18 protein-coding genes and 3 pseudogenes are annotated in these 19,932 nt (G+C 60.1%); all 21 read right to left on the bottom strand.

From position 1 onward, the window contains the following. Positions 1-27 precede the first annotated feature (27 nt). A complete protein-coding gene (gene fdxB, locus NKJ06_RS15865; protein ID WP_352810169.1) occupies positions 28-345 on the bottom strand; it encodes a ferredoxin III, nif-specific in 318 nt (105 codons plus the stop codon). Further along, positions 342-545 (bottom strand): CCE_0567 family metalloprotein, encoded by a 204-nt coding sequence (locus tag NKJ06_RS15860; protein WP_023775263.1) that lies wholly within the window; start codon positions 543-545, stop codon positions 342-344. The genes fdxB and NKJ06_RS15860 overlap by 4 nt, the downstream gene beginning before the upstream one ends. Positions 546-570: 25 nt before the next feature. After that, positions 571-1,033 (bottom strand): annotated as a pseudogene (locus tag NKJ06_RS35815) (DUF269 domain-containing protein). Between the two features lie 289 nt (positions 1,034-1,322). Beyond that, positions 1,323-1,584 (bottom strand): annotated as a pseudogene (locus NKJ06_RS15850) (TlpA disulfide reductase family protein); the annotation flags it as partial. Positions 1,585-2,914: 1,330 nt separating this feature from the next. After that, positions 2,915-3,796 (bottom strand): universal stress protein, encoded by an 882-nt coding sequence (locus NKJ06_RS15845; RefSeq protein WP_352810167.1) that lies wholly within the window; start codon positions 3,794-3,796, stop codon positions 2,915-2,917. Between the two features lie 102 nt (positions 3,797-3,898). Then, the gene (locus NKJ06_RS15840) at positions 3,899-4,684 is read right to left on the bottom strand and encodes a winged helix-turn-helix transcriptional regulator (protein WP_352810166.1); all 786 of its coding nucleotides are present in this window, start codon (positions 4,682-4,684) and stop codon (positions 3,899-3,901) included. Between the two features lie 27 nt (positions 4,685-4,711). Continuing rightward, positions 4,712-5,191: a NifX-associated nitrogen fixation protein gene (locus tag NKJ06_RS15835; protein ID WP_352810165.1), complete on the bottom strand. Its 480-nt coding sequence runs from the start codon at positions 5,189-5,191 to the stop codon at positions 4,712-4,714. Positions 5,192-5,208: 17 nt separating this feature from the next. Beyond that, on the bottom strand, positions 5,209-5,706 hold the full coding sequence (gene nifX / locus NKJ06_RS15830; RefSeq protein WP_352810164.1) for a nitrogen fixation protein NifX: 498 nt from the start codon (positions 5,704-5,706) through the stop codon (positions 5,209-5,211). Then, entirely contained in the window at positions 5,672-7,054 is a 1,383-nt protein-coding gene (gene nifN / locus NKJ06_RS15825; RefSeq protein ID WP_352810162.1) for a nitrogenase iron-molybdenum cofactor biosynthesis protein NifN, read from the bottom strand. The genes nifX and nifN overlap by 35 nt, the downstream gene beginning before the upstream one ends. A 9-nt stretch (positions 7,055-7,063) precedes the next feature. Then, complete coding sequence (gene nifE / locus NKJ06_RS15820) at positions 7,064-8,554, bottom strand: nitrogenase iron-molybdenum cofactor biosynthesis protein NifE (RefSeq protein WP_352810161.1); 1,491 nt, start codon at positions 8,552-8,554, stop codon at positions 7,064-7,066. A gap of 56 nt (positions 8,555-8,610) precedes the next feature. Beyond that, complete coding sequence (gene nifK, locus NKJ06_RS15815) at positions 8,611-10,152, bottom strand: nitrogenase molybdenum-iron protein subunit beta (RefSeq protein ID WP_352810160.1); 1,542 nt, start codon at positions 10,150-10,152, stop codon at positions 8,611-8,613. Positions 10,153-10,278: 126 nt separating this feature from the next. Continuing rightward, complete coding sequence (nifD, locus tag NKJ06_RS15810) at positions 10,279-11,781, bottom strand: nitrogenase molybdenum-iron protein alpha chain (RefSeq protein ID WP_352810159.1); 1,503 nt, start codon at positions 11,779-11,781, stop codon at positions 10,279-10,281. Between the two features lie 97 nt (positions 11,782-11,878). Then, positions 11,879-12,772, bottom strand: coding sequence for a nitrogenase iron protein (nifH, locus tag NKJ06_RS15805; protein ID WP_352810158.1), 894 nt, complete (start codon positions 12,770-12,772; stop codon positions 11,879-11,881). Between the two features lie 472 nt (positions 12,773-13,244). Next, positions 13,245-14,501 (bottom strand): type II toxin-antitoxin system HipA family toxin, encoded by a 1,257-nt coding sequence (locus tag NKJ06_RS15800; RefSeq protein ID WP_352810157.1) that lies wholly within the window; start codon positions 14,499-14,501, stop codon positions 13,245-13,247. Then, positions 14,476-14,802, bottom strand: a complete 327-nt coding sequence (locus NKJ06_RS15795) for a helix-turn-helix domain-containing protein (RefSeq protein WP_352810178.1) — start codon at positions 14,800-14,802, stop codon at positions 14,476-14,478. Before NKJ06_RS15795 ends, NKJ06_RS15800 begins: the two co-directional genes overlap by 26 nt. A gap of 807 nt (positions 14,803-15,609) precedes the next feature. Then, on the bottom strand, positions 15,610-16,134 hold the full coding sequence (locus tag NKJ06_RS35810; protein WP_502905624.1) for a helix-turn-helix domain-containing protein: 525 nt from the start codon (positions 16,132-16,134) through the stop codon (positions 15,610-15,612). Between the two features lie 16 nt (positions 16,135-16,150). Next, on the bottom strand, positions 16,151-17,065 hold the full coding sequence (locus tag NKJ06_RS15790) for a hypothetical protein (RefSeq protein WP_502905623.1): 915 nt from the start codon (positions 17,063-17,065) through the stop codon (positions 16,151-16,153). A gap of 306 nt (positions 17,066-17,371) precedes the next feature. Continuing rightward, positions 17,372-18,202 (bottom strand): DNA adenine methylase, encoded by an 831-nt coding sequence (locus tag NKJ06_RS15785; RefSeq protein WP_352810156.1) that lies wholly within the window; start codon positions 18,200-18,202, stop codon positions 17,372-17,374. A gap of 14 nt (positions 18,203-18,216) precedes the next feature. Next, positions 18,217-18,984 (bottom strand): hypothetical protein, encoded by a 768-nt coding sequence (locus tag NKJ06_RS15780; RefSeq protein WP_352810155.1) that lies wholly within the window; start codon positions 18,982-18,984, stop codon positions 18,217-18,219. 53 nt (positions 18,985-19,037) lie between these two features. After that, positions 19,038-19,604 carry a ParB/RepB/Spo0J family partition protein gene (locus NKJ06_RS15775; protein ID WP_352810154.1) on the bottom strand — a complete coding sequence of 189 codons (567 nt, stop codon included), beginning with the start codon at positions 19,602-19,604 and terminating at the stop codon, positions 19,038-19,040. Positions 19,605-19,766: 162 nt separating this feature from the next. Then, positions 19,767-19,905, bottom strand: a pseudogene (locus NKJ06_RS15770) (IS5/IS1182 family transposase); the annotation flags it as partial. Positions 19,906-19,932 lie beyond the last annotated feature (27 nt).

Here is a 19,932-nt window from a genome sequence, read left to right as displayed (position 1 = left end):
TGCCGTTCTCCTGGATTGTCCACCAGATCACGCAGCGACATTGTCGGCCGCAATATGGGTCTGGCAGTTCTTCGGGCAGACGCGGGCGCAGGCTCCGCAGCCAATGCAGCGGCCGGGATGGTTGACGACCATGATCATGCGATTGAGCTCGCCATCGAAATCGTCGTCTTCGCCGTCGCAGGCGCCGAGGATTTCACCCGCGTCATCGACGCCATAAAGATGCATAACCTCGCGCGAGCAGACTTTGAAACAGCGGCCGCAGCCGATGCAGGTCGCGCCGTTTATAGCGGTGAGATATTCCGGCACCCATCCGGAGCCGTCACGGGTGGTGAATGTGCTCGTCATCGTAACTTCTTCATTGAAGCTAGCTCTCTCCTGGCACCATCCAACTCGGCAAAAACGGCCGACGTTTCTTCGGCAACTTCCTCTATCTCCGTCCATTTTCCCGGGAGATCCTCTGCAAGGTCGCGCAATTTCATCTTGGCAAGTGCCGCGCGCAGCTGAAGCTTTCGGACTTTCGTTCCCATCTCATCCAGCTTTGACATAGATCGTTCCTCGAAATCGGTGTCTTCACGCCCGCGCCACGTCGCGATAGGCTTCAATGGCTGCGGGCGCATCGTCGACCAGTTTCGTACCGACCTCCGGGAGTTTCCTGAACGTCTCGAAGCCGAACCGGTGGATGTCACGACAGAGAGACCAACCGCTCGCCGTGAAACAATCGTCCGAGGCCCCCATGGGTTTCATCTCCATCATTGGCGATGTCATCAGGCCGGAGCGCTCCTCGATCCTAAGCCCGACGGCCGTGTAGAACATATCGAGCCTCCACGGCACGTCCGGATCGGGGTATCCCATGCCACGGATCGCCTGGCGCTTTTTTCTGGTGGGAAGTCGGCCAGCAGCGTGGCGTTCGATTTGCCTTCCCATAATCAGTAGGACTCCTGAGCACGGAGAACCGCACCAGGCATTTGACGAACGGGGTGGCAAGGGCCGCCTCGTCCTCGTTGACAGCCGGGCTGACCGCGGCATCAGACATTTCGCCTTCTCCTCATTTCAGTCCTCTTCCTCGAAGGACGATATCTGTTTTCTGGGACGCCTACTTCGGGCACACTTGATCAGCCGACGCCTAGCTCGGCGCCGCTGATTCCACGCAATTGATGTCCCTCGGGCCGACCTTGAACACGTCCTCGACTGCGAAGTCTTCCACGCGAATTCGCATCGAACATCGCTTCCGCCGCAATGCGGGAGGCCATGAAGATTCGAGCCTCGATCCTGCTGCAAACGATCGACCAAGTGCTGCATGGACCTCCTTGCTGCGCTCACGCCAACCACGCGTCCAACTTGGTCCGGGCCTCGACGGCCGTTGGAGCGTCTTCATCAGCCGCGATCCCGACGACCTCAAGTCCGCTGTCCTTGTATTTCTCCTGTAGCGGCATCAGCTCGAGCATCTCCGCCGCACATAGTTCGCACCAAGTTGCCCAAAAATTCGACGATATAGGCTTTGCCGGGCTGGAAGTCCGCAAGGGGCTCGCCACGCAGCCAGTCCTCCAGTTTGATCGAGGGAGCCGGTGACCCCATCCGCAACATCGTCTTGCCCTCCACAGCTGTAGCCAAAGGTTGCGTGACCTCATGCGCAAGCTTGTTCCCCCTTGAGACGGGGACGAGGTTCAAGGAAGGGAGAGCGTCGCTCGTCTTGCGCATCTGCGTCCAGTCAGCCTTCACTCAGTGTTTGCTGAATCTCAATTTCGCAAAGGCCGTGCCAACGCGTTCAGCGTGCGGTAAACGCGTGATTATACTTCAAAAAACTTCCGTGGTGCCCAAGATCGCCGGTTGTATTGGACGCGACATGTTTTCTGCCACTGTCAGGTCTTGGACACGCATCACCCGCTTCCCGTCGGCACAGGGCGTGGCCACGGACGTCTCGACATATAGGGACGAACAGATGCATGACCGCGTTGGGCTACCTCCAGCCTCGTCATCATCGTCCCGCCGCAAGCCTTGCTTCAGCTTCTTGCCGTCTCGGTCGCTCAGGCGGTAGCGCAACCCATTGCGACTGCAGGCGCCGCTCCATCCGAACATCGCCTCTGCCCCACCTCTTCCGCTTTGCGCTTGAATTCCTGGTGGCGACGCAAGAGTTCTTCACGACGAAGCCGGTCATGTCCGGCTGCGGGTCGCGAGTACCGTCATCGCCAGATCATGATCGTGGCGAAGAGGGCCAGGATGAGTGCCGGCCTGTGCCGGGCCGGTGAACTCTCCCGGATTCCTACTTTTGTTGTTCTGTGTCCCTGTGCACAGGCCCTACAGGGACCACCTGGTGCGAATGTGAGCGTTGCCGGAATTGACCGGCCTCAAGCCCGCTCGGTCGCCACGCGGTGGGCTGGGCAGACTGAAAACGCCGAAGCTGCGGCCGCCCTCGCCGCTGACCCGGCTACCATCCCAGGCGATGACACGTGATTGATGCCACCGTTCGCCCCGAGGGCCGGCGAGAGCCCGACCGTCGGACCCGAAGGTCGGTGCCTTGGCCGCTGCACGGTCGTTGCCGTGTTCAGTTCCCGGCCAGTGGTGAGGGAAATCGTGATAACGCCAATACGATGAGGCTACGGTCCGAACGCGGCCTGCCGCGCTGAAACGACTCTCTTTCTCGACCTGACGCCGGCTCGAGTATTGGTGTTTTGAGCGCATTGAGGACGCCTGGGCTTCTGCCCGGCCGTTTGTCTGCGCGTTACGGATTGTCTCGGCTAGCAAACACCGAGCGCGTTAGAGGCGTCCGGGGAATGTTCTTCGCGACGGCGCTTACAAGTTGCTCATAAGCTTCGCGACACCTGCTCGTTTGCGGCGACCTTTCTCCGACTTCGCATCAGGGTAGGTGACCAGGGGAGTAGATCTTGGAACAGCATCGGTGCTACTTCAGAACCCGTCAGCGGGCCAAAAACAGCGGCAATGGCGGCTTGCCAACTATCCATCTTGTCACGCCACCGAAGAGCCGCTCGCGCAGCCGGCGGCTGCCATAAACGCCCATGACGATCAGGTCGGCAGACGTGTCGATTGCCTGCTGCGCTAGCACCATGGCCACCGGTTTGCCGCGGCTCGCCAGTCGGTCGACCGACACCCGAGCACCGTGCCGAGTGAGATAGGCAGCGATGTCGGCTCCCGGCTCGGCGCCGTTTCCGGTGCAGGTCGCCTCCGGATCGACGAGTGCGACACGAACTTCCTCGGCACCGGATAGCAGATCCAGCGCTTCCCGAACCGAACGGGACGCCTCGACTCGCGAATCCCAGCCGACCAGAACGCGCCGTGGAGACAGAGTCGCCTCAGCGCCCTCTGGCACGACAAGAACCGGCTTTCCGGTGTCGAACAGGCTGCCGTTGAAAACAAGCGGACCGAGGTTAACGTCGTTGAGAAATGGGGGGCCGACGATTGTCAGGTCGTTGCAGAGCGCCCTCTGTCGCACCGCGTCACCGATGCTGGCCTGATCGCAGTTGGCAATATCGACATCATAGCACCGCCACGTGGCTCTCAGCAGTTTGTGAATTTCCCTGGATGTTTTTTCCCAACTGGCCGTGTCCTGTGAAAATCTCTCGATTTGGCTGTACCGTTTTGCCAGTGCGGCGTGTGCGCGTTTTCCAGGCCACTCGGGGATACCATCGCCGAGCGGCGGAGGCGACATAACGAGCGGCGGAGGCGACATAATCAGGACGGATAAATATGCGCCGACCTCGGCGCACAACCTCGCAGCTGTTCTGACGTCCCGATCGGAGTGGTCAGCTCCCGCTACACTGAGTAGGCTTTTGAAGGCCATTTGAATGCTTCCCCCCGAGTATGTCGCGCCGGTAGCGCGTTTCGAAGCCGCAAGACTTGCCTTCCAACGAAGATGGAGAGTGGCACACCATCGGTTCGCTATTCAGTCGTCCTGCGTCTCGAGCGAGTAGCCGGCAGACCTGACAGTACGAATGACGCTACCTGGCGAGGCCGCCTTCAGCGCTTTTCTGATCCGGCTGATATGGACGTCGACAGTGCGTTCACCGATATGGATATTGTCCGGCCAGGCCGCATCGATCAGCTCGTCTCGGCTGAAGACCTTGCCGGGAGCCTCAAGAAATTGCCGCAGCAGGTTGAATTCGAGAGGTCCGAGATGGATGTCGTGGCCATTACCTCGAACCCGGTGAGCATCGAGCTTCATCTCAAGGCTGCCGCAACAGAGCCAGCTGCCGTTTTTTATCCCGTTTGAGCCCGGCTGTGGCAACGCCAGCTTCGTGCGGAGACAGTCAAGCAGCTTGGCCGGCGCGAAGGGCCGCACAAAGCTCTCGTCAATACCCGCCTTCAAGAGATCGAGGTGCTGGTTCTCGGCGCCGGGCGCGATCAACGCAATGACGGGCAGGAGGCCAGTCCGGGGCTCCTCCTTGAACCGGGCGCAGATTGTGGAGCCTGTCGCGCTTGCTGGCCCGCAATCCAGGACTACCGCCTGGAGCTCCCGTTGATCGGCAAATGCAAGTGCTTCCTTCACGCCGCCTGCCGGCTCACTCGTGAAGCCGTCCACCCCCAGAATGTGGCTGAGGAACAGATACAACTCCGCATCTTGCGAACAGATCAAGACCAGTGGCTTCATCAGCGCTACCCCAAGAACCACATCGGCCTCGACCGCCTCGATTGAGAGGGCTGGCCATCGCATGTCCTCAAGGCCTGACATGATCCCCTTGCTCGAAAATCGATACCATCAAGCCCGTGCCACCTCGGGATAGGCTTCAATGGCTGCGGTCGCATCGCCGGCCAGTTTCGTGCCCGCCGCGGCGAGTTTCCAGAACGTCTCGAAGCCGAACCGGTGGACGTCGCGCAGGGTCTTTGACAGAACGACCAACCGCCCGGCGGTGAAGAGCACGCGCCCGAAGCCCTCGTGGCTCATCTCCATCATCGGCGATGCCATCAGGCCCGTGCGCTCCTCAATCGCAAGCCCGACGGCGGTGTAGAACTTATCGAGCCTCCACAGCACGTCCGGATCGGGATCGCCGATGATTGGAATTGCACGGCGCTGTTCCCTGGTGATGATGAAGTCGCCCAGCAGCTCGGCGTCCGATTTGCCTTCCCATGACCCGTGGGAATCATTGGCACGGATCAGCCGCACGAGGCATTTGACGAACGAGGTGGCAAGGGCCGCCTCGTCCTCGGTGGCGGCAGGGCTAACCTCGGCATCAGACATTTCGCTCACTCTTCATTTCAGCCCTCGTCCTCGAAGGAGGGTTTCTGTTCAGCGACACCTGCCTGCGCCAGCACCTTGCGCAGCCAAGGGGGAGGACACGTCCTGAGCATCATCTGCGTGCGCAACAGCACCTCTTGGATGGTCTGGGGCTGCGGCACTTTGATCGGATGGATCTTTGCGGAAACAAGTTTGGCTGCCGAAGGTCCGCCGATCGCCAGACAAAATAGCAGATGACAGCCCTTCAGCGCCTCCACCTTCGGGGTGATGCGGTCGTCGCCCTCAGTTCGGTGCTTCCCGCTCTCGTCGGAAACGTCATCGAAGGCCACGGCTTCGACGAGCTTCCACTCCTCGCGCATCACGTCGTAGACAGCAAAGCGCCTGGCCGAGCCGAAATGGGCGTTGATGTTCTTCATGTCGTGCGTGGCGATTCCCACGCGCAATGCGCCGGCTTGGCGTTCCGGCGTCGGTGCGTGAACCTCGTCAGTGACGAGCGAGAGGCGACGGACGGAGCTCATCTGGCATTTCTCGCGTAAGGAGTGGATCAAACGCCTCAGGCGTCGGCGCGCGCCGGTTGGCTTCGAAAATGTCTGCGACCTCGAAGATCAGGTCGCGGGTCCCCTGGTAGAGGATTGTGAGCTTGTGCTGGGCCCCGAGCCGGTCGAAGATCGGGAAGCCGACCCGCATGAGCGGAATGCCGAGGCGCTGCGCCGCCTGGCGGCCGTGGGAATGGGTGACGAGAAGATCAGCGCCGGCGCCAAGAGCTTCCAGATCGCCGAGATCGCCGATTTGAACCGACTGCGCCGGCACTTCCTCCAGAATTTTCGACATGTCGGTCGTGGTGACCGCCGCCGCGATTTCGGAGCCCATTCCGATGAAGAAGCTCGCGAGTTGGTAGAGTTGGTCTGGTTCAGCAGCGATCGCAATTTTCTTGCCTCCAAAGTGGAAATGTCCGTCGAGCAACGCGTCCTGCAACTGCGCCCGGCGACGGCGCACGCCAGCCGGCGCCGCCGCGCCCGAAACCGCGGATAACAGCGAGACGAACCGGTCGGCGTCCTTCAATCCAGTCAGCGACCGGAACTGCACGTAAGGCACGCCGGTCAACCTCTGCAGCAGCTCGGCCGGGCGGCGCATATGCTCCCCGATCGCGACGCATTGCACAGCCGTGCCAAGCTCGCGGATATCCTCGACGCTGGTGCCGCCATAGGTGGTCGTGACCCACCGGTCGGGCACCGTACCGTCGAGCGAGCCGGAGACGTCCGGCAGAATCACCGGCTTCAGTCCAAAGCTTTCAACCATCTCACGCAAATGCTCGATATCAGCCACAGTGAGGTTCCAGCCAGGCAGGATCACGATCTTCTTCGACTGCCGCGCCTGCTCGCCGGGCCGCGTAATCCTTTCGATCATCGCGGTGACAGCCTTGGCCCAGCCCTCTTCGATCGCGCCATCGAAATCCGGTGTGTTGGCTAGCACCACCTCCGTACCCGCGAGTTCTTCCCTGCGCTTCAGCCTGATATTGGCGATATCGCCTGCGCAGTCTTCGCCCCGGGTTTCCACCAGCGCCGTCGTGCAGACCCCGATCAGTGTTGGCCTTGTGCGGGCCTTGAGGTTGAGGATCGCCTCTTCCAGATGGTCTGCCCCGCCGAGGATCGTCGCCACCTCGTCCATCGCCGTTGTCTGCAGGGGGATGGCTTCCTTGAAATGCCGCACGAAGAGCACGAGCGCGAAACTGGTGCAGCCCTGGCTGCCGTGGAACAACGGCATCGCGCCGTCGACGCCAAGAAAGGCCAAGGCGGCACCCAAGGGCTGCGATGACTTCAGCGGATTGACCGCCGCCGCTTTGGTCTGGGGAAGGATGCGGACCATCGGCTCTCCTCAACACTCGCCGAAATCACCGGCCGTCGTGCCGGCGAATTCCCGGACAACATGCAAGGTCGCGGTCTCGCTTTTCGTGCGCGGCAGTTCCTGCCTCACCGCAGGCTGGCAATCCCATGGTGCCGGTTCCCGCACCTGGCGCCAAATCGGGTTATGAATAGCGAGGTCGATCTGGCGTACGAGTTCCACCATGCCGTGATAGCCGGCGTAAGGATGTTGGCGCTCCTGGTTGATATCGAGCCAGGGTGTCTTGGCCTTCAGGGCGATGAACTGCGTGCGCCCGCCCGACAGCATGATATCGGCCTTGTGTTCCGAGAGCATGGCGTGAAGCTCGCGCGGCGCCATCTGCTCGAACATGTGGTTGTCGTTCTTAAGGATCTGCTTGATGCGCTCCTTGTCTTCGACTGTGGATTTCTTAACGGAGGTGCCGACGATCTCGATGCCGATCTCCATCAGTGCATGGACGACCGACCAGGACTTCACACCGCCGGTGTTTAGCAGCACGCGCTTGCCTTCGAGCCTCGGCCGGTAGGCGGCGAGCTTCTTCCAGGCGATCGCCTCTTCCTCTGCAATCAATACCTCGGTGCGGCCGAGGATCTCCGGATCGGCACCCTTCTTCACGAGCAGCTGAGAGATCTGTCGGAGCGCTTCAGAGGTGTCGGTGATGCCGTAGAAGGAGCCCTCGAAAAACGGGATGCCCCAGCGCTTCTCCATCTTGCGGGCGAGATTGATGAGCGCGGTCGAGCACACCATCATAGCCGCCTGGGCGCGGTGCGCGCCGGCAATGTCGACGTAACGTGCGTCACCCGGAATGCAGGCGCGCACCCGGATCCCGAGCCGATCCAGCAGCGGCTTCACCAGCCAGAATTCGCCGGAGAGGTTGAATTCGCCAAGGATGTTGATGTCGTAAGGGCCGGCATCGTCGGGCTCGGCCGTGCCGATGACATGCTCGAGCAACGCCTCGCCGGCAAGCTTGTTGCCAAGATTCTTGGAGCCGACGAAGCCCGGCGCATTGACCGGCACAACGGCCAAGCCGAACTTTTCCGCCGCGCGCTTGCAGACGGCCTCGATGTCGTCGCCGATCAGCGCCGTCACGCAGGTCGGATAGACGAAGATCGCCGGCGGCCCATACGCTTCCTTGATCTCGCGGATCGCTTTGAAAAGCTTCCGCTCGCCCTGCCCCATCACAACATCGAGTTCGGTGAGATCGGTCGTGAAGCTTGTGCGCCACAGGGTTGGCCCGGACGAAGCCGCACCGCGGTTGTCCCAGGAATTGCCCTCGCAGGCGAGCGGCGCATGGACCAAATGCGCAACGTCGGTGATCGGCTGCAGCACGATCTTGGCGCCATCGAAGGCACAGCCGCCGGCCGCCGCCCCGGGGGTCAGTGGCTTCGAACAGCCCTTTTTGCGCGCCTTGGCATTCTTGCCGCGGTTCTTTTCGCAGGCAGGCTCGTTGAAGACATCCTGGATCTTGGCTCTGAGCAAGGACACTGCGTCGGTCTCCAAAGTCCCTCGGAAAGACGACCGGCCAAAGCCGACCGTCACGCTTAGCGGGTGAGGTCATACGAATAGTCCGTCACGCCCGCCTCGCTTGTCTCGCGATCGAGCTTGTCGAAAATCTTGTCGAGGATCGTCGTCAGGACGCGCAACCCGCCTTGGTAGCCCATCAGCGCAAACCGATGGTGATGGTGGCGGTCGAAAATCGGAAACGTCAGCCGGATCAGCGGCGTGCCGGTGTCGCGCTCCAGATACTTTCCATAGGAGTTGCCGATCAGCAGGTCCACCGGCTCGGTGAAGAGCAGCGAGCGCATCGCCCAGAGGTCCTTGCCCGCCCACACTTGAGCATCCTTGCCGAAGGGCGATGATGCAAGCAGTTCCTTCAACTCGGCTTCCCATGCCGAGGTGCCGTTGGTGGCGAGGCAATGGGTCGGCTCGCCGCCCGTTTCCATGATGAAGCGGGCCATGCCGTAGACAAAGTCCGGATCGCCGTAGATGGCGTATTTCTTGCCGTGCAGCCAGGATTGGCTGTCCGCCATGGCGTCAACAAGTCGGCCGCGCTCCAGGCGGATTTCCTCGGGGATTTGCTTGCCTGAGATCGCGGAGACCTCCACCAGGAAGTCGTCGGTCGCCTGGACGCCGAGGGGGTAATGGAACGAGGCCGTCGCCTGCCCCACTCCCTCGCAATACTCCAATGTTTTGCGGGTGTTGTAATGCTGCAGCGACAGCGTCGCCTCGGCGTTGAGTGCCTCCCTCACGTCTTCGATCTTCGTGCCGCCATCATACATGCGGTATTCGCCGTCCGACGGCGTGTCGAACTGGTCAGAGGCGTCTTGGATGAAGGTATAGGACACGCCTATCAGATCAAGCAGGCGCTTGAGTTCCCGGTTGTTTCCAACACAGAAGCCGTCGAAACCTGGAATGACGTTGATGGTCCCCTCGTCTTCCGTTCGCTCCTCGCCTTTCCAGAAATGCTCCAAAATGCCCTTGACCGTAACGTCGTAGCCGTCGACATGGCTGCCGACGAAGGCTGGCGTGTGGGCGAAAGGCACGTCGAAGTCGCGCGGGACCGAGCCTGCGTCCTTGGCATTCTCGATGAAGCTGTGCAGGTCGTCGCCAATGACCTCCGCCATACAAGTGGTCGAGACGGCGATCATCTTCGGGTCGTAGAGTTGGTACGTGTTGGCGAGCCCATCGACCATGTTCTTCAGGCCGCCGAACACTGCCGCGTCCTCGGTCATCGAGGAGGAAACCGCCGAAGCAGGCTCCTTGAAATGGCGCGACAGGTGCGAGCGGTAATAGGCCACGCAGCCCTGGCTGCCGTGGACGAAGGACATCGTTCGCTCGAAGCCCGCGGCCGCGAACACCGCGCCGAGCGGCTGGCAGGCCTTGGCGGGGTTCACGACAAGCGCCTCGCGAGCGAGGTTCTTTTCGCGGTATTCCCACGTCTTGGTGAATTCGCGTTGGTCCGTAACGACCTGGTCCGGATCCGGACATTCGAAATTGAGCCTCTTCTGGGCGAGCATCTGCCTGTATTCCGGCTCGCGGAACAGGCGCGCGTGGTCGAGAACTTTGTCAGCCGACTGCGGCATGGGTGGTTACCTCTTTTCCACCTGGCCCGCCAAACGGCGGTACAGGGACGTCGAAACGTTTCAGGTCTCCCGCGGACGAAGCGCCACAGGCGTTAAACGGCCTCCCGGCTTCCGGGAGGCCGGTTTTCATTCGGCTGCGATCGCCGCCGAGGGCTCGGCTTTTTTCTTCCAGGGGGCGTCGTAGAGGTTCCAGACCGGGTTGTTGATGGCCAGATCCATGTCGCGGGCGAAGATGGCGAAGCCGTCGTAGCCGTGATACGGCCCGGAATAATCCCAGGAATGCATTTGACGGAACGGTATGCCCATCTTCTGGACCGGGTACTTTTCTTTGATGCCGGAGCCAACGAGATCAGGACGGATCCCCTCGATGAACTTCTCCAGCTCGTAACCAGTCACGTCGTCATAGATCAGCGTGCCCTTCTTCACGTAATGGCCGGTACGCTGATAGTCGTCGTTATGGCCAAATTCATAGCCAGTGCCGACGATCACCATGCCCAGATCCTCATATGCCGTGACGACGTGACGGGGGCGCAGCCCGCCGACATAGAGCATCACCGTCCTGCCTTCGAGGCGCGGCCGGTACTTCGCGATGACGGCATCGACCAACGGCCGGTATTTGGCGATGACCGCCTCGGCCTTGGCCTCGATTTCCGGCCCGAAATGCTTGGCTATCTTGCGCAGAGAGGCTTCAGTCTGGGAGGGGCCGAAGAAATTGTACTCCATCCAGGCGATGCCATACTTTTCCTCCATATGCCGGCAGATGTAGTTCATCGACCTGTAGCAATGGATGAGATTGAGCTTGGCCTTCGGCGCACGCTCTATTTCGGCCAGCGTAGCGTCGCCCGACCAGTTGCCGACCACGCGCAGGCCCATCTCCTCGAGCAGGATGCGCGAAGCCCAGGCGTCGCCGCCGATATTATAGTCGCCGATCACATTGACATCGTACGGGCCGGCCTCGAACTCGAGGTCCTTCTTCTCGAAAACCCAGTCGCGGATCGCGTCGTTGGCGATGTGGTGGCCGAGGGATTGCGAGACGCCGCGGAAGCCCTCGCAGCGCACCGGCACGATTGTCTTCTCGTGCTCCTTGGCCTTGTTGCGGGACACAGCTTCGGTGTCGTCGCCAATCAGGCCAATCGGGCATTCGGATTGCACAGTCATGCCCTTGTTCAGTGGAAACAGTTCCTCGATCTCGTCGATGATCCGTTCCAGCTTCTTGTCGCCGCCGAAAACAATGTCCTTCTCCTGGAAATCGGAGGTGAACTGCATCGTGACGAACGTGTCGATGCCCGTCGTGCCGACGTAGTAGTTGCGGCGTTGAGACCAGGAGTATTGCCCGCAGCCGACCGGGCCGTGCGAGATATGGACCATATCCTTGACTGGACCCCACACCACCCCTTTCGAGCCGGCATAGGCGCAGCCGCGAATCGTCATCACGCCGGGGATGGACTTGATGTTCGATTTGACCTCGCATTCGGAAAGGACCTCGCTTTCCTCGCCAGCCTCGTCGCCGCTCTTTGCGACGCTGAGGTGCTTTCTGCGGCGCTTCGCCGACTTGTCAGGATATTGCGACAGCACCTCCTCGATAAGCTTTGCATGGAGGGCACCGTCATTCTCGTATTCCAGGCTCATGGGACCCCTTTCAAGGTTCAGGGTGACGCCTCACCGACGAGGCGCCGTTCTTTGAAAGGCGCACCAGGTCAGGCGGCGCCTCATGTCACAGCGGTCGCTACTGTGCGGCCGCCTTGGCCGCTTCCTTGACTTGAAGCTCGGCAAGCATCTGCTCGTCCGTCTTCATGATGCCGAAGTCGAGCAGCATGTCCTCGAGCTCCTCCATGGTGATCGGGGTCGGGATGGTGCCCTGGCCCGAATTGCCGTGGATCTTCTCGGCCAGCGCCCTGTATTCCGCGGCCTGCTTGGAGTCCGGCGCATACTGGATCACAGACATCTTCCTGAGCTCGGCGTGCTGGACGATGTTGTCGCGCGGCACGAAGTGGATGAGCTTGGAATTGAGCCTGGAAGCCAGCGCTTCGGCCAGGTCGAGCTCGCGATCGGTTTGGCGCTCGTTACAGATCAGGCCGCCGAGCCGCACGCCGCCCGAATGGGCGTATTTCAGGATGCCCTTGGCGATGTTGTTGGCGGCATAGAGCGCCATCATCTCGCCGGACATGACGATATAGATTTCCTGGGCCTTGTTCTCGCGGATCGGCATCGCGAAACCGCCGCACACCACATCCCCGAGCACGTCGTAGGAGACATAGTCGACATCGTCGTAGGCACCGTTCTCCTCGAGGAAGTTGATCGAGGTGATCACGCCGCGGCCGGCGCAGCCGACACCCGGCTCAGGGCCGCCCGACTCCACGCATTTGATGCCTTTGTAGCCGACCTTGAGCACGTCCGCGAGTTCCAGGTCTTCCACCGAACCTTCCTCTGCCGCGAGGTGCAGGACCGTATCTTGCGCCTTCGCGTTCAGGATCAGGCGGGTGGAGTCGGCTTTGGGGTCGCAGCCGACGATGAGGATTCTCTGCCCAAGGTCGACAAGGGCGGCGAGCGTATTTTGGGAGGTGGTGGACTTGCCGATGCCGCCCTTGCCGTAAAAGGCGATCTGACGCAAACCTGACATGTAGCTTTCCTTCCTTCGTTCCATTCATCGCGGCTGCCGCGACATGAATGCCGGTCGGGCAGCTCTAGCCGCCTCGCACCCAAGGATCTCAAGACTCGTGCCAATTTGGCTGATCGAACTGAAGAATTATTTCATGGTTGCTTTTCAGGGGTTTAGCTTGAGTTCCAAGAAAGGATCGTCGGAACAGCCCGTGTAGCGGACGCGACATTGGCGACACAAAGCGTCGGATCGCGATCCTCAGTCACCGCATTCGGTTGAACCGCATCGTTGTATTGAGGTGGACGAACAGCATCTCGACCCTCTGCGGGATGCTGCGAACTCTTCTGTGCCCGCGAGCTGACGTGCTTGCTCAACGCGTGTCCAAGTGGACACTCCGCCGGCTTTGCGCGCGATCCTAGCATACCACCGATCCACGGCCACTAATCCGGGGCACGGGCGAATAGTTCCGCTATATCAACCCGAGGGACTCGGTTTACTTCTCGGCGCAGGAGTTCAGTATCGGCGTCATCGCCTTCACATGTCCGTCGATCCGCTCGAGCACTTTCGCTGCGACAAGGTCGCGCTCAGGCAGATGCCACCAGTACTCGTTGACGAGTTTGACCGTCTCGACCACTGCCTTCAGGACTGCCGGCTCCGGAAGCCGTGCACGGTTCGCAAATGCTTTCCATCGCGATGCTGCTAGCGCCTTGAACGAGCGCTCTCCTCCAAGCGACAGCGCCATAGCGTCGGCGGGAATATATGGCACGGTGGACAGGACGTCGTAGATTGGCGCAAGCGCCGGCTTGTCGCCGTTACCGGAATAGATCAAAGACCAGTTCTTCAGGTGCATGTCGCCATTGCCGGTGATGACGGTCAGTGCCAGGCGGCGGACGAATTCGAGAGCCGCCGTAGGCGAGACGGCCGCGCCAAGGGCCAAGGCTATGTCGTGATAAGCGGCCCCCTCATATTTGCGCGAGGGATAGACGCCGAAGACCTGAGCGAAATCCTCGATGTGTATCCTCTCGCCACCGGCGCCGCGATCGAAGCGTTTGACGAGGAGGACCTTGCCGTCAGACAGGGTGTTGAATTCTTGGGGAATATCCTCGAAATCGGACTTCTCCACCAGTTCGCATTCAGGAACCTCCATGCCGATTGCTGCTGCCAGCGCCAGGTTGGCGAATTCGTTCTCGGAAACGCCCGGAAAAGCCGTCGAAGGGAACTTGGCAATGTACCGGCCCTGCTCGTCGTCCATTGGCAAGGTAAGGCCGCCACCTTTTCCAATGTTCTTCATGACCGACAGCTTCATCTGCACGCCGGCAAGCGAGAACCGCGCCTTGCGCTGATCCTTTGAAGCGTCCTGCGAAACCGCTATCGCGCCGTCACTGGGTAATGCCCGTACGGCTCCCGGCAGATCGTTGCCCAGCGCCGCTAAAAGGTCGAAATCATTGCCTGGCCGCACATTGCCTTCGTGGTGCCTTTCCATCGCCTCGCGCAATTTCTCCTCCGGCAGGAGGTTCGCGAAGAAAGCGGGCAAGGCGCTTGGCACAGGCTTCGGATCTTTCCGCAATCCTCCCGTCGCTGCACGGAACGACAGGCTGAGAACCGGAAAGCCGCCCGTCGCGCGGTACGCCTCATCGAAGTTGAATGCATTGAAATCGCCCGGCGTCCTGACGATTGTGCCGATCTTCACTGCGTTCAAGAGCACGTCCAGCGACGTGATCGTCTTAGGTGCGCGAAAGACTGGAGGCATGATCGTCATCATCAGGTTGAGAAACAAAGGCGGGTCGATCGTCATAATCATACGGACGCAATAGAGCCTGGACAGCCGGCACCATGACTTGCGGAACCAGCATCATTTCCAGACCGAGCGCTCGAGCGATATTCATGAGCGTTGTTGCACGCGCGGCTGAGGCTCCCTTTTCGACGTCGCGATATCGGGGACGGGATATACCCGCCAAATCAGCAACCTGCTCCTGCGTCATCGCAGCGGCCAGCCTCGCCTGCCTGAAAAGCCCACCGATTTCCCGCAGAATTTCCGATTCAGAGTCCATCATGATACCTATTCGATCCATTCTAATGCGCGATGATACACAAGGGTATCTCATCCAACGAGCAAGTCAAAGCTTTTATGATCTGTTTGGGTATCATATTAGAACATAATGATATGCAAAGGTATCAATCCCCTCGTTCGGGGATCTCCCTGCCTTTGCGCCGCGCGGCGCACGGCATTCCTTGGAGAACAGCTGACCCGGTGCGTACGCCGCTGCGAAAACGGCCAACGAAAGAATATCCAGCGAACGGCTATTTTGACCTCGGCGCCGATGCGCCCGACGGTGGCCCTATGAACGCGAAAGAGACGAGCGATTCCAGCTGCCGGACGGCCTTCATTTAACATGTCGATGATTTCGGAGCGCTGATCGAAGCCCAGCCCGGAAACGGTTGGAAGCGCTTAAAAGGGGCCGGATCGGGATCGCACGATGTGATCGGCGATCTGCTGCATGGGCTGGATCTTCATGGCAATATTAAACCAGTCGATGATGTGGGTCGTCGTTTTGGGCGGCGCGGGCAGCCGCTAAAGGATTTGGCCCCGTCCGAGAACACCGTCACATCCCCAAAGCCGCTATATCCTTCCTGGAGAGAGTGAAGAGCACGATCGCGGATTGCCTGCTGGTCGGTACTGCCGGTAACGAAATAGAGACCGCCCCTTTGCACCCCGTCCCCCGCGGCCGCATCTGGCCACGACGAGCTCGAAAATTCGCGCCGAATGTTGATCAGCGCTACGAACGTGCACCGTATCAATGCTGATGACGAACTCTTTGCGACGATCTCCGGGAAGCTGCATCCCAAGCTGGCATCGGTCATCCGTTTGGGACCTCGCGCGCCAAGTTTCCTGCATGACCTATCGTCGAGCCGCTTGCCGATCCTGATGGTGCGCTTCCGCACGGTCCCATGCGTCTCAGTCGGTTCAGTGGGCAGAAATCGGCCAGCACCTTCTCCGCCTGCCGGTAGGGCAGCATGCTTCCTAGTCGCGCCGTCAGTTCCACTAGCTTGCGCGCCAGTTCGGCCTTGATCCGTTCGTCTTCGAGGTCGCTGGCGCGGATCTGGTAGGGCGCGCCGCGCATGACCTGCTCGGCGGGTGAGAGGCCATCCCTGATGAACCGGCGGATTTTGACGTGCGACACGCCGAGCTTCGCGGCCGCATCCGACATAGTGAGCCACTCGCCATTCTTGTCGGACGAGCGATAGCCGCTGATCTTGTGCACCGTGCGCAGCGATTGGACGCGACGCGCGGTCCAGGTCTTTCCCTGACCGGTCTGCATGCCCATGCGGTTGAGTGTGGCAGCGATTTCGGCATCCGACCACCGGGTTGCCATGGATCGCATGATCGCCAGAGCCTCCTCAGGCGTACGCTGGCCATGCTCTCCGGATTTGGGCTTGCGAACCCGCACTGACCTGCGAGTGCTGGCCTCCATGCCAGTGGATGGTCAAGATCACGTCGCGCGCATCGTCATCGACATCCGCCACGATGTCCTTGATGAGCGCGCGCAGCAGTTGCTGACGACAGCGCATGTCGACACCCGGCGCATTCCAGGTGGCCTTGAGATCCTGGGCGAGGCCCGTGAAGTCCGGAACCGCGTCGACAGGCTCCACACGCTGGACTTCGCTGAGCCGGGCCTCGCAGGTCTCCACGCGCCTGAGCGTGGCTTCCCAACTCCTCTCGAGCTGGGCCGCAATAAGCCGGTTCTCCGGGTCGCAGGCCGCATAGCGGCGCTCGGCGAGCGATGCCTCGTAGCGCGCCTGCTGCAGGTCCAGCTCGATCATCTGCCGGCGCCTGGCCTCGCTCTCCAGCTGCATCCGTTCAGCCTCCAACGCCGCTTCGATCGCCATCGGCGCAACCGCCTCCAGCGCTTCGCGGGTCACCGCCGCGTCGGTACGAAAGCCGTTGAACGACTTGCATCGCGCCTGTGCCATCATGAGGTTGCCGCGCTCGCAGCGATATACCGGATAACCTTGGCCGCGTCCGGCATACATGACAACCAGTCTTCGCCCGCATGCCATCAGGCCCCATGTAGTCGACGTCCTTGAGCCGCTGGGCACCCCCTGGGTCTCCAACTCGGCATAGGCGTTCGCACTAGGCTCTGTCCGGCAAACCGTGCGGCGCTTCTCCTCCTCCTTGGCTTGCCCGTAGTGAGCTGGGCCTTGCTGCGTTTCGAGCTTTCGGGGTACTCGGCCGGCCTTGGCATCGGTAAGCCACTCGTTGCCCTTGGTCCTCTGGATCGCCTTGACCTGTTCCTCGGCAAGAGGACCGTACATTGCGTCCTCATCGAGCTTAGTTCGGGCGGTAAAGCTCTTGGCGTTCGCGGCCTGCTGCTGCTCCGTCTCGGCACGGGATATGAGGCCGAGACCCTTGTCCGTGTAGCCGGAGATGTCAAGCAGGGGGCCGATGCCGCCGCGCTTGTTGTTGAGAATGGGCGAGGCGGGTGAGGGGATCGCGCGGCCACAACTATCGAGTTAGGCCGCTCGGATTTTTCCGCCCAATTGAGGCGGTCGCATCTTCATTGTCGGGCAATGCGTCCCGGCGGGATAGTTCGACCATCGAGCCGGCGACGGGAGGGACAGTTAAGTCAGGGCTAAAGAACATTGCCTCGTTCCCTGCCCTCTGTTTCTCGCGCTGTAGCCGATTGAATAGAAAAGCGCCCTCTCGTGGCGGTAGAGGCCCCGGATCGGCTCCACATCGTCATAGGACACAATCCAGTGAATGCCGTGCAGCAATGAACGTACCAACTTCGACACGTCATCGTGGTCTCCCGGCCCGTAGGAGTTGAAATAGAGTTGGCCTCCTTTGAGGAAATATGGCGGGTCGAGATAGACCAGCGTCTTGTCATTCCAGCTCTCGGCGCGAGTGCCCAAAAATTCCACGGCATCCAAGTTGGTCAACCGTATGCGGGACCGCAGGAGGGCTATCCGCTGGATACGCTCTATCAGCTCGGCCTTATTGAACCGGGCATCGATCTTCCAAGGGCCGGTCTGGTCCCTGCCGCCGATGATGCCGCCATTAAGGATGCCGGATCGGTTAGTACGATTGAGGAAGAAAGTTGCAAATCCAAGTTCAATAAGTTCGTCCAGATTTGCCCGATGAAACGCTGATTTGCACCGATCCCACGTGTCAATGTCGATGGTGCAATCACGGATCAGGCGGCAAAGGGCCTCCGTCTCATTGACAACGCAGGACCAGAAGGCAAAAATCGGCCTGCTGATGTCGTTTATCTCAACTCGCCGGACGAGCCCCGTCAGAAGCAACTCCCACGCGACGGAAGCGCCTCCGGCATACGGTTCGACGTAGCGGCCGTCCACTAGTCCGTTGTCTCTGACAATCGCCGCGACAAACGAGGCTAGTTTTCCTTTGCCTCCTGGATAGCGCAGCGGTGAAAACCGGCCGGTCGGGACCAATGAGCCGCCCTCCCTCATTTTGCAGGCCCGTAGACCGCTATGAAAAGGGGTTCGGCAACGTCCCAAACGTTTCGCAGCGTGTCGACAGAAGGCACGTGATATTTCCCATGTACGTAGTCGTTAAGAGCCTGGATTGACGCAGGATCGGTTGAATTGGTTAGAATTCGTGTAATGCTCCGAAGATCGTCCTTTTTCGCAGCCCTCTTTGCCACCAAATCATCCATCACGATTTGTGATCGCTGTTTCAGGTCGTAGCGTTGGTTCTTGGCCGAGTTCCAGTCGGAAAGCCTCTTATCTGCGATGTAGCCGTCTATCGTATTTTCGATAAAGGCTCGGAGTACATAAGCACACGCCAGCGGCGTGATCTTCAAATTTATCTTTGAAGCTTCAAAAAGGAGGCGCTCCGCCTTCTCGGATGGGGGCACCGCAAAACGATGGCTGCGAGGTGCAAGGGTTATGCGAGGCGGTTTTGCCTTGGACCGCTTTACCGGCTGTGGGATTGCGGTTGGTTTCGCCTTTTGTCGTGGCCGAGTTCCCCCGCCGGAAACGGTTGCATCCCTGAACCGAACCTTTTTGCTTCCCGGTTTGCTATTCTTCAGGTCGTCGGGAAGGTCGGCGACATACTCCTCAAAGTTCTCCTTCCTATTGTGCGTTCGGGTAGTCACAGTGCCGTCAGCCACGTCAGACACAATTGCACTCAAGACTTTAATGGCTGTCACCGGCTTGGCGGAGAACTCGGGTACGGTCTCATCGCCAGATTCGCTGACCGTTAAGCCGAGCAATTCACGAATGGGCTTCGCCTCCAGAAACCGCCGGAGGACGCTGGCCTTATCCGTCAGCTTCTCCTCGATCCGCGCCCATCATCACCAAAGGTCGAGTTCTTTTTGACAAATTCGATGACATCTAAGACGCTGCGGTCTCTCTGAAAGCGCTGTATCTCAAGCGGCCCCCAATATGTGCGGGCCTCACCTTCCATTCCGCGACCATGCCGCCGTAGTATCCATTCGTCGGCGGCCGCCCGCTCATCGAACAAAACGGCATCCACTTCCTCATTTGACGCCGGGTCATACCCGTTCGATACCGCTGCCAACTTCTGCCGCAAGTTTGCAGAAATCGGGATACCCTGTAATAGGGACGGCTGGCGTAGCGCCATAAGGGCCGCGAGCCTCCGGTTTCCGTCCACGACAATAAATTCGTCCGGATCGGTCTCACTAGCGATAACGTAGAACGCATCTCCCGGATCAAGGCCATGGTCCTTGATACTCCCCATCATGGTTTTGAAGTGGCGCGGATCGAACTCGATCATCGAGCGCAATGCATCAGGTTGCGTGTCGGCGCTCACAATTCGGGGATTGTCAAGGTCCAACAGAAGTTGGCTGACGTTTACTTGGATTTTTTCCATGACTTCCCCCTATCGCTCCGCGAGCGAAGTTATGACCAGTGCAATCGGCGGGGGCAAGAGTTTTGACTGGTGCCTTACGGTTCATCAACCAGAAATGATCCGCTGCCCGTGGGCGGTAATATCGATTGCCTAAGTGTCTGAATCGGAATGACCGCCATGTTTTCAGGTCCTTGCGAGGCGTCGGGTGGAGCATGCGGATGTTTGCGATGAAGACCCAGGCCTGTGCGGATTCGATGGATCGCTCGAAGTCCTTGGCCAGCCTTCGGCATCTGCCCAGCCATGCGAAGGTCCGCTCGACGACAGAAGAATGGGTGGAACAATCTGTCGA

This window comes from Mesorhizobium sp. M0293, from assembly GCF_040321735.1.
GTDB lineage: Bacteria > Pseudomonadota > Alphaproteobacteria > Rhizobiales > Rhizobiaceae > Mesorhizobium.
Note: the sequence above shows the minus strand (reverse complement) of the source record. Positions and strands in the feature narration are given on the sequence as shown.

Excerpts from the sequence above, each read along its gene's own strand:
- NKJ06_RS15775 (WP_352810154.1), bottom strand. The coding sequence starts at position 19,604 with ATGGAAAAAATCCAAGTAAACGTCAGCCAACTTCTGTTGGACCTTGAC.
- fdxB (WP_352810169.1), bottom strand. The coding sequence starts at position 345 with ATGACGAGCACATTCACCACCCGTGACGGCTCCGGATGGGTGCCGGAA.
- NKJ06_RS15840 (WP_352810166.1), bottom strand. The coding sequence starts at position 4,684 with ATGTCAGGCCTTGAGGACATGCGATGGCCAGCCCTCTCAATCGAGGCG.
- nifX (WP_352810164.1), bottom strand. The coding sequence starts at position 5,706 with ATGAGCTCCGTCCGTCGCCTCTCGCTCGTCACTGACGAGGTTCACGCA.
- nifH (WP_352810158.1), bottom strand. The coding sequence starts at position 12,772 with ATGTCAGGTTTGCGTCAGATCGCCTTTTACGGCAAGGGCGGCATCGGC.
- NKJ06_RS15845 (WP_352810167.1), bottom strand. The coding sequence starts at position 3,796 with ATGGCCTTCAAAAGCCTACTCAGTGTAGCGGGAGCTGACCACTCCGAT.
- NKJ06_RS35810 (WP_502905624.1), bottom strand. The coding sequence starts at position 16,134 with ATGCGATCCATGGCAACCCGGTGGTCGGATGCCGAAATCGCTGCCACA.
- NKJ06_RS15800 (WP_352810157.1), bottom strand. The coding sequence starts at position 14,501 with ATGCCTCCAGTCTTTCGCGCACCTAAGACGATCACGTCGCTGGACGTG.
- NKJ06_RS15835 (WP_352810165.1), bottom strand. The coding sequence starts at position 5,191 with ATGTCTGATGCCGAGGTTAGCCCTGCCGCCACCGAGGACGAGGCGGCC.
- NKJ06_RS15795 (WP_352810178.1), bottom strand. The coding sequence starts at position 14,802 with ATGGACTCTGAATCGGAAATTCTGCGGGAAATCGGTGGGCTTTTCAGG.
- nifK (WP_352810160.1), bottom strand. The coding sequence starts at position 10,152 with ATGCCGCAGTCGGCTGACAAAGTTCTCGACCACGCGCGCCTGTTCCGC.
- nifN (WP_352810162.1), bottom strand. The coding sequence starts at position 7,054 with ATGGTCCGCATCCTTCCCCAGACCAAAGCGGCGGCGGTCAATCCGCTG.
- NKJ06_RS15790 (WP_502905623.1), bottom strand. The coding sequence starts at position 17,065 with ATGTACGGTCCTCTTGCCGAGGAACAGGTCAAGGCGATCCAGAGGACC.
- NKJ06_RS15860 (WP_023775263.1), bottom strand. The coding sequence starts at position 545 with ATGTCAAAGCTGGATGAGATGGGAACGAAAGTCCGAAAGCTTCAGCTG.
- nifD (WP_352810159.1), bottom strand. The coding sequence starts at position 11,781 with ATGAGCCTGGAATACGAGAATGACGGTGCCCTCCATGCAAAGCTTATC.